Here is a 12,937-nt window from a genome sequence, read left to right as displayed (position 1 = left end):
CTACCTTGTCGCCGCCAGGAGCGCGTTGATCATTTCATCGATGGTGGTCAGCAGCTGCGTCGAGGCCTTGTAGGATTGCTCAAGGTCCAAAAGCAGCGCCATCTCCTCATCGAGATTGACACCTGTCGCATTTGAATAGGTTTGGAAGACCTGCACGCTGGCCGCTTCGCGCGTTTCCGCAGCATCGGCGGCCTGGGAGCGGTTCAGCTCCAGCCAGCCTATGGAATCGGAAGCGTAGTCGATGAGGCTTGTTCTCTCGCCGGCAAGGGCGGCGGCGTCGAAGTCCATCGGCTCGCCGAGAGCGGTGACATAGCCGTCCAGCAAGGTGCTGAATCCGGTACCGCCGGATGTGTTGGAGACATATGAAGCGCCGTTGATGCCGCCGTCGCGCAGCAGCGCTGGATCGCCGCTGTCGGGAACCACGGCCGGGTTGACCGACAATGAGGCCGCCATGCCGGGCACGATCGCCGTCGTTGAGGGAACCGTGCCGCCGGACCAGGTAAATAGGCCGGGCAGATCCGGCAGCGCGCTACCGGATTGATCGTGTTCTGCAAATGTGACGACCAGTCCGCGCGCGATTTCATCAAGCTGGCTCTGATAGACCGGCGCAAGCGTATCCCTGATTTGCAGATGGGCGGCCAACTCGCCCTTTGCATCGGTCTGCGCGCCGGTTCCGGCGACAAGCGGCACGCCGTCAATATAGACCGCGTTGCCGGTGACCGTGGCGTCGAACCCGTTGGTCGGATCGAATGTTACGGATCTCGGAACCGTCTCGAACAGGGTCTGTCCGGCAGTGGTGTAGATCGCCAGATCATTGCCGTCGCGCTCGAGCGTACGGATGCCGACAAGCGACGAGATCTCGCGCAGCAGTGTGTCGCGTTGATCGAGGGCTTGCGAGACATCCTCGCCGGATAATGTACCGGCCACGACTTCGCGGTTGATCTCCTCGAACTGGGTCAGCAGGCTGTTGAGGTCGTTGACGCCGCGTTCGATTGCCATGTCAGCATCAAGACGGATCTGCTGGATGGCGGCCGAAGCTTCGTTGACGCTGTTTGCGACATCCTGGGCGCTCGATATGAGCGATGCTGCGAGCGTTGTATCTCCCGGTGTCGCCGCCAAAGTTTGCAGCATGTTGCGCAGGTCGCCAATATACCGGGACGGCGATAGTTCGTTGTCATTGCCGCCAAGCGTGGTCTTCATCTGCTCCAGGCCGCTGTAGACCACATTTTGCGCGCTGCTGACGGACAGGTAGTCGAGTGACTGGGTGAGCAGAACCTGGTTTTCGGTGCGCCGGACCGAAACGATCAGCCCGCCGGCAATGTTGTTGTCCATCATCGGCGCGCGGCGCGCATAGTTCGGATTGCTCGCATTGGCGATATTGTCGGAAACCACCAAGGTCTGTTTTGATGTGTTCGACAGTATAGACTGAGCAGTACTGATCGCCGATGACAATGACATGGTTGGGTTTTACACCTCCAGGGCCTCCGAAAGCCCTACCGTTTCAGGTTGACCAGAACGTCCATCAGATCCGACCCGGTCTGGAACACCTTGGAATTGGCCGTGTAGCTGCGTTGCGACTCGATCATGCTCGTCAACTCCTCGGCAATGTCGACATTGGACGATTCAAGCGCGCCGGAAATGATGTCACCGAAATTTCCGGAGCCTGCAAAGCCAGTGGTCACGACGCCCGATTCGCTGTTTTGGGCAAAGACGTTTCCGGACAGCGGGTCCAATTGGTCGGGGCTCTGGACATCTGCCAGAGCAATCTTGAATTTCGGATCCAGTGTGCCGTTTTCATATTTGGCGTAGACGGTGCCGTCGGTGGTAATCTCTACGCTGACGACCTTGCTTGGCGCGTTGCCATCAACGCTGGCGTCACCGACGTTGAACTCATAGGCAAGCTGAGTCATAGCGGCAAAGTCGATGTCGAGATTCTGGCCGCCCGGCACAGGCACGGTTATCGCGCTGGTACTGGCGCCGGTCAGATCACCGGTGGTGGGGTCGAAGTTGAGCGTGACGGTCGAAAGAGCCGCCGACGAATAGGGGAAGGATGTACCCGCCGTCGCGCCGGCCTGGTCGAACACCGAAACCTCCCACGTGTCCGCCGCGGTTTTGGTGTAGTAGAAATCAAGGAGCACCTCACCGCCAAGATCGTCGTAAACGACCAGCGAGCTCTTGTGGGTGTATTGCGAGGTCGCCGCGTTGGCTGACGGCAATGTGCCTGTCACGATCGCCGCATCGGAATTGAGGTTTGCGGTAAAGACGCCGGTCGTCGACGCATCGGCCTGAAGCGCGCCCTGCAGCACATTGATCGGAACAAGGCCGTCAAATCCGTTGACCACCGGGGTCGGCGTGCCGTTGGCATAGTCGTACCCCATCAACTGATATCCGGCCGCATTCACCAGATTGCCGTCGCTGTCGGGTATGAAAGAACCTGCCCGCGTCAGATACGACACATTGGACGAATCCTGAACGACAAAGAAACCGTCCCCGCCGATGGCAAGGTCGGTTATCGACGTCGTGAACTGGAGGGCGCCCTCCTGAGATATGGCATAACGCACCGATGTGCTTACGCCACCTGAATTGTAGGAGCCGCCGCCGCTGGGCAGAACCAGGGACGAAAACTCGGCCGAGCTTCGCTTGTAACCGGTGGTGTTTGCGTTGGCTATGTTGTCTGCGACCGTTCCAAGGCGCGCCGCCTGAGCATTCATGCCAGAAACGCCCGTCCGCATCATTCCATAAAGACTCATCGCACAATTCCTCGCTTGCGTTTCATAAAGGGTAGCCCAGCAGGCTTGCGCGAAACTGGTTTGCGGCGCTTGCTCCACAAAACTCTAAGTGGACTGAAACCGAGGTGCCGGCCCCGCGGCACCGAACTGTCAACGCGCTAGTTCCAGTCGAGGCGATAGCCAAGGAACCTTTTTGAATCTATGGGATCAAAATCCAGGCGCATGCGTAGTTTCTTACGCAGCTTGCTGATGTGGCTTTCGACGACATTCTCTTCCACGTCGTCGTCAAAAATGCCGTAGATGGCATTGAAGATTTGCGCCTTGGTTACGCGCCGCCCGCGGTTTGCGACAAGATATTCCAGAATTCGGCGCTCACGGCGCGGCAGGGGAAAGGCCTGCTCGTCGATTTCAGGATCACGTCCGTCGGAGTAGACACGGATGCGGCCAACCTCCGTATATTCCAGATCGGATCCGAACCGCCTTCTTATTGCGGCAGCGCGGGCAAGGATTTCCCTGGGATGAATTGGCTTGCGCACGACATCGTCGGCACCACAGTCAAAAAAAGCTAGCGTTGTATCAAGTGAGGGCTGGTCGCTGACTGCAATAACCGGAGCTCTCGACCGGTCCCTTATAACCTTCGGCAGGACCATATTGTCACTGCCCTGACCAATCAGAAACGCCTCTACCGCATCAATGTCCGAATCCGCCGCGGTGTGAACCCATTCACCAAACTCGTCGGGATCAAATCCGGCGGAAGGCACACCTTCCCTGCCGAACATCGATGTATATCCCTCTGTTACTAACTCTCGTTCATCAACCACAACGATCATCAGCCCGCCCCCGAATCACTTTGCTGCCCCGTTAAACAATTGGTAACGAATGGCCTGAATCATCGACAATTACAGAAAATGAATGGTACTTTTTCATAGTTGCGCGAGAACATTGCGGTGATTTGCTACTACATCTAGTGGCTACCCAACCTGATACGCATAATAGCTGTGGAAATTTTAACTTTTCCGATTGCCAATTAACCAAATGTGAATTGACGCGCCACATCATAGACACAATCGCGTAGTCGAAGTGCTCGCGACCTAAATACAATTGCAGGTTGTTACTTGCAAAATTCTTTTGCTTGTGTAGTCCATTGCCCGTAACCGGTCGCAACAAGGTTTCCGATTACCCTGCAGACATATTTCTTTTGCGCCGGATTGTTGTTTGGGCCGGCATGATATCGGGCCACAGCCATGGTCCAGCTGCTGTGGCGCTTGCGCAGTGAGGCCAGAAATCTGGCCGCGTAATCGACATTCTTTGCCGGATCGAACATGGCGGAAAGCCGCTCGAATTCGTCGCGGTGATAGTAGTGATTGATCTGCATGCATCCAAGGTCGATCAGCTTTCGGCCCTGTTTGCGGGCACGATGAAAGACCTTGAGCGCTTCGCCCATGTTCCTGGCAAAAACGGCCTTGCCTTCGATGTTCAGGGCATAGGGATGGAGCGATCCCTTACGGCCGGTTTCAGCCAGCCCGACGGAATAGAGGATCCCCACCGGCACATTGTGGCGTCGGGCAGCCGAAACGATTTCGCGTTCGCACCGGTTCGCAGTGGAACGGCTGGCCGATGTTTCAAAGGTAAACAGCGTCAGAAGCGCCGCGAGAACGATCGTCACCGTGGACGTCATTTGAATTCTGCTGCTGCTGATCATGGGCGTGTTCCTGCCTGCCTTCGCGTCCCGAGCGACCACCCTCCCCGGTTTGGGATGAGTTTCCCTGTCCCAGCTGACCGGACCCTTCGCCCGATGTCTGACCGCCCTGTCCGGACGACGCGCTCGGCTGCGTGAGGCCGCGTTCATGACCGACCTGTTGGACGGTCACCTGCTCGACCGTAAATCCCTGCCCCTTGAGCGCCTTGAGGATCTGCTGCTGGCTGTCGGAAAGGTGCCGGAACGCCTCGGGCGTTTCCACTTTCAGTTCAACAAGAAGGCCGTTTCCGGAGAGCTTCAGCGTGGCATCGACATTGCCAAGCTCAGCCGGATTCAGCCTGATCTTCAGCGTATTGACGGTATTTTGCACCGGATCGAGTGTCGTTGCCGACGTTGCCTCGCTGGCGCGCAGCATGGCGCTCCAGCTTTCATTGCCCGACACGGCCCCTACTACGGCGGCGGCGCTGGATTGCGTCGGCGACAGGCCGGGAAACTGCCGCGCTTCGACAACCGTCACGTTGGCGCCGGAAGCCATGATCGCATCCGCCCTTTCCGCCAACGGCGCAGAGGCGGATGCAGGTCCTGCTGTAGCGTGGCTGCCTCCCCGGGCTGATTTGAACATATCAAGAGCCCGGGCTGCACCACGCTTATCGAACTCCTGGCCCGGCTCCACCGGTGTACTCGGCATGCGCGCCGACGGTTCCGCATTCGTCGGCTTGTTCCGCATTGCGGACGCACCCTCGGTTTCTCTTCGCAGTAAACCACGCAACGGCAGTTCGGTATAATTTTCATCGGCTGCAGGTGCAGATGCGGCTCCCGTCTCGCTACGGCGCGTTGCCTGTGAAAATGTAACCACTGTCCACCAGCGATCGGCGGGGCTGTGCGACACTGCTTTGTGCACATCAGACTGCTGCGTCCGGGCCTGCTGTTTTTCGGGTTCGGCCGGTTCCGGAGCGTCGTCCTGCGCGGCGCGATCAATCTCGTGTTTTTCGGCTTTTGCGGCTGTTTCCTGCCGGTCCATATCGATTGGTACAGTGTTTCCGGAGTGAGGTTTAGCGGGAGCGGTTTCCTTGCCATCCCCGGGTTTTTCACCGGGTTCCGAAACGGTCTTTTCTTGCGGCTGCTCAGCGAGCCCGCCGCCGGTCAATTTGCGCGTAAATTCGCGATTGACCACCTGCGGTGATTTTTCACCATCGACGCCTCCGCCATCCGCGGAAGGGGGCATTTTGGCCTTCGCGGGAAAGGCCGTTTTAGCCTGCTTGCCGTCATCGTTTTTGCGGGCCGCATCCACCGCTGCACCGAAGACACCGTCCTTGGCCGGTCCCGCAGAACCTTCGCGGTTCCCCTTGGCACTCTTGCCGGCCAGAACGGCCGCATCCGAACCGATCGATTTGCCAGGCCCTGCCGTCAAAGTGTTACTCATTGCCAGTCTCGTTCAATAGGGAATCGATGTCATCAAGCGCGGCCCTCTTATTGTCCATAAACTGGTCAAAGGAGCCCGTGGCCTCTTGCACAGCCGGCTGCGCGGGAGCATCGGGACTTTGCCCGACGGCATCCGCATTCACCGGCACCGCCGGCCCGGAGGGTGCCTTTAAAACCTCTGGATCCGGTGCTGCGGTAACCTGTTGCGCTATCATTTTCGCGGCATCGCGCAGGGCCCGGTCGCGTTCCGAAAGCCGCTCATCCGGAATTGCCGCGATAGCCTCGACGGCGGTTTCAACATCACCGGACGGAACTTTTGCGACACCGGCATAAAAACCTGCTAGATCGCGGACAACATCGCGGGTTTCTCCCGAAAGCGCTTCGGCCCGGGAGGCAGCGAGAAGCGCTATATCCTCCTTGCCGGCAATTGTGCTCATGCGGGCCATGCGCAGATAAATCTCACGCTGCCGGGATCTGTCCATCAGGGACAACACATATTCCATGCGTTCCTGATCGACCGTCTCTGAATGGGTGACAATCGCATAGACGAATATATCGACAAACTGGCTTGCATAGGGCGAATGCAGAAACCGGCGCACATAACGCTCGGAATTGTCCAGCGCACGGTTGATATCGCCTGAACGCGATGCAACGTGGGTGGCACGTCTGAGCGCAGATTCTTCTATAATCGTCCCGGGCGCCAGCAGCCTTGCCCAGTCGAACAGCCTGAGAGCCTCGTTCTCGTTTCTGGCTGCCGTAACATTGGCGGTGACCAGGGTCAGATAGGCGCCGATGCGGCTGTCGGCGAACTCGGGCAGCAATTTCTGAAACTCCGGCCGGGCCTTTTCGGGCAAACCGGAAAAGTAGTCCGTCAATGCACTGGCGAGACGGCGGTCGAACCGGTTCATGTCATCACGTTCGACGAGATACACCAGCGTTTTCGGATTGCCGCCGCTCATGGCGTAGATAAATGCCGCCTCGACATTGCGTTTGTCCTCGAAGACCAACTGATCAGCCCGGCGAAGCCGGTCGTCGACAATGGTAAGCAGGTGCTTTTGCATCTCACCAGCCGAATGATCGCCGAGCACGACGGCATCCTGAACATATTGCAGTGAGCGAACGATCTTGTAGGGCGGCAACAGATCTTCCGTTTTCTCAGAAGCACCGGCAAAGGACATGCCGATATGGTTCAACGTCAGAAAAGCGGCGATGAACAACAGAATGCGCGTTATCACACTGCCGACAGACCAGCTTGTGCCCGTTCGCCCCATAGCCCCTACCCCGACGGTCTGACAATCAGGATTTCAATCCTGCGGTTGACATCGGCAAGCGGGTTTTGCGCGTCCTTCAATCGCCGGTCGGCGTAACCGGACACTTCGCTTATGCGCATTTCTTCAAGTCCGCCTCTAACGAGCATGTAATAGGCGCTGTGCGCGCGCGCCATAGACAGTTTCCAGTTGTCGTTTTTCGTTCCCGCGAAGGGACGCGCATCGGTATGACCGCGTATGGCGACGGTTCCTTCACGCTCGGATATCAGGCCACCGATTTTTTCCATCGCAACCACCAGGTCACGCTTGGGTACGGCCGAGCCGACATTGAACATGCTGCCCTTGAGCTCATCGGTCAGCGAGATCAGCAGCCCGCCCTCGGCGGGGACTATCGTCAGGCCCTCTCCAAGCTCGATATTCTCGCCCTCAAGCGCTTTTTCGATCTGTTCCTGCAGCTGACCCGCTTCGGCTTCCTGCTGCCTTTTTAGCGCCTCGTCGACCGGGTCCAGCTGCTCATCGGTCTGATCGTCATCAGGAATGGTCCCTGCTGATGCTGACCGCATCGGTTCGCCCTCGAATTCACCCTCCTGGCGCTCGTCGGCCTCCATCTTTGTAAATCTGGATGCCGGTTCGGCCGCCTCAAGCGCTTCTCTGATGGCGTCGCGGCTTCCTGCTTCTGCCACACCGCGCTCGATATCGTCTTCGGTAACATCAGCCCGCGTTTCGATTTCGACGGCCTTCGACCAGAAATCGGGATCGAACGGATCGCGGTAAGCCTCGCCTCCCGAGGCGCCGGTTGCCGGGCCGGATGTATTGGCGCCTCCCTCACCGGCAGCGCTCACATTCGTCTGCTGTCCGGTTTCAAGGGCAATCTCCGCCAGAACCGAATAGGGATTTTCAAAATAGTCTGCGTCCGAGTATTTGACTTCCTCGCCGGCAGCGGAATCGATGTCGTCACCGCCGCCGGCCTGGGCACCGGCCTCATAGCCTGCCTTATCGCTGTCCGACAGGTATTCGACTTCATCGCCAACGGTCGCCTGGTCCTGCTGTTTCAAACCACGGTCGGCGGGCTTGTTGTCCGTCAGCTTGATCGGATTGAAATAGCTTGCAACCGCCGCCTTGGTTTCGTCGTTCGCCGCATTGATCAGCCACATCACCAGAAAGAACGCCATCATCGCAGTCATGAAGTCGGCATAGGCAATCTTCCATGCACCGCCATGGTGAGCGCCATGGTCGCCGCCGCGTTTTTTAACGATGATTATCTCGTTGGCCGTATGATGCGTCGTTTGGTTTTCGCTCAAGGCAACAGCTCCCGGAGCCGGTCGGCCCATTCCGAAAGTCGCGTGCTCAAAACCGTATCGTCGATGCGAATGGTCAGGTCAAAGGCATCACCCTCGATGAATTCCAACTGGGCCGCATCGTCTGCGAGCGCTTCTTTCAACGCATCAAACATCGAGGCTGAGCCTGTCACGGCAATCTTCGAAACCGCCCGGTCCCTGAGAGATAGCCGCATTGTCTCAGCCAGGGAGTCAATCATCTTCTCACTGAGGGTGCGCTCGAAAAGCGGCGCTAGAATAGCCGTGACCTGGGAACCAATCGTCTCCACAAGATCATTGCTCAGCGTGTCGTAGCGGGTGGCGATAACGGTCGAAAAGTCTTGCTCGTAGCGGGTGCGGAGCTCGTTGATTTCCTCACGGTGTTTGCTGCGCTCGGCTTCCATCTGCTCGTTAAGGCTTGCCTCAAATGCGACGGCGGCTTCCTGCTTTCCGTTTTCGAAAGCTGCTGCCTTTTCGGCCTCGATATCGATCAAAGGCGCAGCTGGCGCGGCCTGGTCCGGAATATGCTGCTCGACCGGCGCTGTGGCCGGCTGCTCGCCCATCAACCCGATATCCTCCGACAGGACGAAGGTTTCGGGCTGGCCGAAGTCTTTCAGATAGCGCTCGAGAGCGATCGCCATTCATACACCTCCAAAGCGGGCGGCTTGTACCGGGCTGCGCGCGGCATGACTGTGCGAAATATAGGCGCTGAAACTTGTGCGAGGATGATGAAAGGGCCGGTGCGCATCCCGCGCACCGGCCCTGGTGTTTCTAACGAGCAACGCCTGCCGGCGCCGCACGGGAATCAGGTTCTCAGGCTTAGCCCTGGAACAGCGACAGAACGTTCTGCGACGTGGAATTGGCGATCGAGAGCGACTGGATGCCGAGCTGCTGCTGGGTCTGCAGGACCCTGAGCCGCGTCGATTCCTCGTTCATGTCCGCATCGACCAGCCTGCCGACACCCTTGTCGATCGAATTCATCAGGTTGGAAACAAAGGTTTCCTGCAGTTCAACACGGCTGTTGATGGCGCCGAGATCGGATGCCGCGTCAGTCAATGTGGTCAGGATCGAGTCGACGACACGAATCATGGCTTCGACTTCCGCATCGGTTGTCGCGGTTGACAATGCTATCTCGGTACCGGTTGCCGCGGTCGTCGAGCTGGCGTCGATCAGGAACCAGTTTTCGGCGGTACCGGTTGGCGCATCGAGCAGTGCGTCAGCGTCGATGTCCCTGGTCAGGATGCCTCTTCCGGCATTGTCCGTATCAATAAGGATGGTTGTGGAGAGGTTGACGTCAAGAGTGGTGACCGAGACGTTTCCTGCCGAAGAGCGGTTGAAGGAGCCGACAATCGATGCGGTGGTCACGCCCCCCACCGCGGTGTTGTAAAGCCAGTTCTCGCCACTGAAGGACGCCGATTCGGCGATAGAGGTGAGCTGGTTTTTCAGTTCTGTCAGTTCGGAATTGATCTTGTCCCTGTCCACGCCGGGTTCTGCGGCGGCAACCAGCTTTGCCTTGATTTCGTCGATCACCTCGATAGCACTTTCCATGCCCGTATAGGCGACATCGATCTTTGCGGCGCCAAGGCCGAGTGCGTCACTGACGGTGGAGAGCGCCTTGTTGTCCGAACGCATGGTCGTTGCAATCGACCAGTAGGCGGCATTGTCGGCAGCCGTATCGACACGGTATCCGGACGAAATACGCGCCTGCGTCGTTTCCATATCGGAGTTGATGCCGCGCAGTGTTTGCAGGGCCGCCATTGCGGCGGTGTTGGTCATAATGCTGGTCATCTGGGCTGCCCCTGTCGACAAATCATAAAAGAAGAGGGACATACCGGATTAGAAGTGCCGGCAATGGCGACTGGCATCATGCCCGTTGAACCGGATCGAAATCGGATCAACCCGCCATTCGTTAACAAAACTACTAACGCTATGGTTAACAGACTCTTAACCGCATTAGCAAGTTGTTAAAATTCGTCACCAAATTATGAACGTATCGGACCGGACAACAAAAAACCGCGCCACCGGGGTGACGCGGTTCTGGATGAGCATTGCAGTTCGCGATGTCCTGTAAATCGGTAGCAGGAAAACGAACAGCTTTGTGAAAGAAGGCCCGGCCCTGATTTCCGGGCCGGGGCTCGTTAACCTATCGGAATAGCGACAGAATGTTCTGCGAGCTGGAGTTGGCGATCGACAGGGCCTGGATACCGAGCTGCTGCTGGGTCTGCAGGGCTGTCAGTCTTGTCGATTCCTCGTTCATGTCGGCATCGACAAGTCGCCCGACACCCTTGGAAATGGAGTCCATCAGGTTCGACACGAATGTTTCCTGCAATTCGACACGGCTGTTAACGGCACCAAGACCGGAAGCCGAATCAGTCAGCTGGTTCATGATTTCGTCAACGACGCGGATCATGGATTCGACCTGTGCGTCTGTCGTCGAGACGGACAAGGTGATTTCCGTGCCGGTCGCAGCGGTTGCCGAGCCGGCGTCGATCAGGAACCAGTTCTCGGCGGTACCAGTCGGCGTATCGAGCAATGCGTCGGCGTCGATATCCTTGGTCAGGATGCCCCTGCCAGCATTGTCCGTGTCAATGAGAATGGTGGTTGAGACGTTGATGTCGAGCGTCCCGATCGAGACATTGCCATTGGCCGATCGATTGAACGAGCCGACGATGGATGCGGTGGTAGCACCACCGACTGTGGTGTTGTACAGCCAGTTCTCGCCGCTGAACGATGCCGACTCTGCAATGGAAGAAAGCTGGTTCTTCAGTTCAGTCAGTTCGGAGTTGATCTTGTCCTTGTCGACACCCGGTTCGCGGGCGGCGACCAGCTTGGACTTGATTTCGTCTACGACATCAATGGCGCTGTTGAGACCGGTATAGGCAACGTCGACCTTTGCCGCGCCGAGGCCAAGCGCATCGCTGACCGTTGAAAGCGCCTTGTTATCCGAGCGCATTGTGGTGGCGATCGACCAGTAAGCGGCGTTGTCCGATGCGGTTTCAACCCGGTAACCCGAGGAAATACGCGCCTGTGTCGTCTCAAGACCGGAGTTGATGTTCCGCAGGGTTTGCAAAGCCGCCATAGCAGCTGAGTTCGTCATAATGCTTGTCATTGTCTGCCCCTTTTGACAGTGGACTTGTAAGGGACATGCCGGAGTTGGAACCGGCAACGACGGTGTTGCATCATGCTCACCTGGGGTCCGCCTGTGCGCAGGCGCCAACCCGGTCCGTCATTCGTCGCTAACACAACACAATATTAAGGTTAATCAATTCTGAACAAATGCCCATAACCGGTTGTTTTTTTTAGTTAATATGAAGTTAATGTTAAACTCTTGTTAACCAGTGAAACCGGGAATGCAAGTATTTTCAACGGATAACGGACAAAACGCCGCTGTCCCCGTTCAAAGGGACGCGACGCTTTATCGTGCTGAATATAAAAAATGCGGATGTGGGCTGAAATATGTAGGGCAGCCCGTACGGGCTGCCCTACTGGTTGCCTCAATCCATCAGAAGTTCACGCCCTTAACGGAAGAGCGAGAGGATGTTCTGGGTGTTGGAGTTGGCGATCGACAGGGCCTGGATGCCAAGCTGCTGCTGGGTCTGCAGGGCTGTCAGCCGCGTCGACTCCTCGTTCATGTCGGCATCGACCAGACGGCCGACACCGGCATCGATCGCATCCATCAGGTTGGACACGAAGTTTTCCTGCATGTCGATACGCGAATTAACGGCACCAAGGCTGGAAGCCGAGTCTGTCAGCTGGTTCATGATCTCATCGACGACGCGGATCATGGAGCTGACCTGCGCATCCGTCGTGGAGGCGGACAAGGTGATTTCCGTACCGGTTGCGGCTGTTGCCGAGCTGGCGTCGATCAGGAACCAGTTCTCGGCGGTACCGGTCGGTGTGTCGAGCAATGCGTCAGCATCGATATCCTTGGTCAAAATACCCCGGCCGGCATTGTCCGTATCGATAAGGACCGTGCTGGCAACATTAACGTCCAGCGTTGCGATGGAAACATTGCCGTTGGATGAGCGGTTGAACGAGCCGACGATGGAGGCGGTGCTCGCGCCACCGGAAGCGGTGCTGTACAACCAGTTCTCGCCACTGAACGATGCCGATTCGGCGATCGATGTGAGCTGGTTCTTCAGTTCCGTCAGTTCGGAGTTGATCTTTTCCTTGTCGACGCCGGGCTCGGCTGCAGCGACCAGTTTGGACTTGATTTCGTCAACAACATCGATGGCACTGTTAAGGCCCGTGTATGCGATGTCCGTTTTGGCGGCGCCGAGACCAAGGGCGTCCTTGACCGTCGAAAGCGCGTTGTTGTCCGAACGCATCGTGGTTGCGATCGACCAGTAAGCGGCGTTGTCGGAAGCGGTTTCAACCCGGTAGCCGGAAGAAATGCGTGCCTGCGTCGTTTCAAGGCCGGAGTTGATGTTGCGAAGCGTCTGCAGGGCAGCCGTCGCAGAAGCATTCGTCATAATACTTGTCATGGAATTGTCCCTCGGATTA

The 12,937-nt window shown here is 57.5% G+C and carries 11 protein-coding genes; all 11 read right to left on the bottom strand.

Going from position 1 to position 12,937, the window contains the following annotated elements; all coding sequences use genetic code 11:
- The 11 genes from flgK to ABVT35_RS01065 all read right to left on the bottom strand — a co-directional run bounded on the left by flgK (position 1) and on the right by ABVT35_RS01065 (position 12,918).
- Complete coding sequence (gene flgK, locus ABVT35_RS01115; RefSeq protein WP_368464288.1) at positions 1 to 1,458, bottom strand: flagellar hook-associated protein FlgK; 1,458 nt, start codon at positions 1,456 to 1,458, stop codon at positions 1 to 3.
- Between the two features lie 35 nt (positions 1,459 to 1,493).
- Entirely contained in the window at positions 1,494 to 2,750 is a 1,257-nt protein-coding gene (locus ABVT35_RS01110) for a flagellar hook protein FlgE (protein ID WP_368464286.1), read from the bottom strand.
- Positions 2,751 to 2,887: 137 nt separating this feature from the next.
- Complete coding sequence (locus ABVT35_RS01105; protein WP_368464284.1) at positions 2,888 to 3,559, bottom strand: DNA-binding response regulator; 672 nt, start codon at positions 3,557 to 3,559, stop codon at positions 2,888 to 2,890.
- Positions 3,560 to 3,840: 281 nt separating this feature from the next.
- Positions 3,841 to 4,407: a transglycosylase SLT domain-containing protein gene (locus ABVT35_RS01100; protein ID WP_368464283.1), complete on the bottom strand. Its 567-nt coding sequence runs from the start codon at positions 4,405 to 4,407 to the stop codon at positions 3,841 to 3,843.
- Complete coding sequence (locus ABVT35_RS01095) at positions 4,352 to 5,851, bottom strand: flagellar hook-length control protein FliK (protein WP_368464281.1); 1,500 nt, start codon at positions 5,849 to 5,851, stop codon at positions 4,352 to 4,354. Before ABVT35_RS01095 ends, ABVT35_RS01100 begins: the two co-directional genes overlap by 56 nt.
- Complete coding sequence (locus tag ABVT35_RS01090; protein ID WP_368464279.1) at positions 5,844 to 7,121, bottom strand: chemotaxis protein; 1,278 nt, start codon at positions 7,119 to 7,121, stop codon at positions 5,844 to 5,846. The genes ABVT35_RS01095 and ABVT35_RS01090 overlap by 8 nt, the downstream gene beginning before the upstream one ends.
- Before the next feature lie 5 nt (positions 7,122 to 7,126).
- A complete protein-coding gene (locus ABVT35_RS01085; RefSeq protein WP_368464277.1) occupies positions 7,127 to 8,419 on the bottom strand; it encodes a MotB family protein in 1,293 nt (430 codons plus the stop codon).
- Entirely contained in the window at positions 8,416 to 9,075 is a 660-nt protein-coding gene (locus tag ABVT35_RS01080) for a hypothetical protein (protein ID WP_368464276.1), read from the bottom strand. Before ABVT35_RS01080 ends, ABVT35_RS01085 begins: the two co-directional genes overlap by 4 nt.
- 178 nt (positions 9,076 to 9,253) lie before the next feature.
- Complete coding sequence (locus ABVT35_RS01075) at positions 9,254 to 10,222, bottom strand: flagellin (protein ID WP_368464274.1); 969 nt, start codon at positions 10,220 to 10,222, stop codon at positions 9,254 to 9,256.
- A gap of 355 nt (positions 10,223 to 10,577) precedes the next feature.
- A complete protein-coding gene (locus ABVT35_RS01070; RefSeq protein ID WP_368464272.1) occupies positions 10,578 to 11,543 on the bottom strand; it encodes a flagellin in 966 nt (321 codons plus the stop codon).
- Between the two features lie 409 nt (positions 11,544 to 11,952).
- Positions 11,953 to 12,918 (bottom strand): flagellin, encoded by a 966-nt coding sequence (locus ABVT35_RS01065; protein WP_368464270.1) that lies wholly within the window; start codon positions 12,916 to 12,918, stop codon positions 11,953 to 11,955.
- Positions 12,919 to 12,937 lie beyond the last annotated feature (19 nt).

Source organism: Hoeflea sp. TYP-13 (genome assembly GCF_040932035.1).
Taxonomy (GTDB): Bacteria; Pseudomonadota; Alphaproteobacteria; order Rhizobiales; family Rhizobiaceae; genus Hoeflea_A.
The sequence above is the reverse complement of the archived record's forward strand: the minus strand, read 5'-3'. Positions and strand labels throughout refer to the sequence as shown.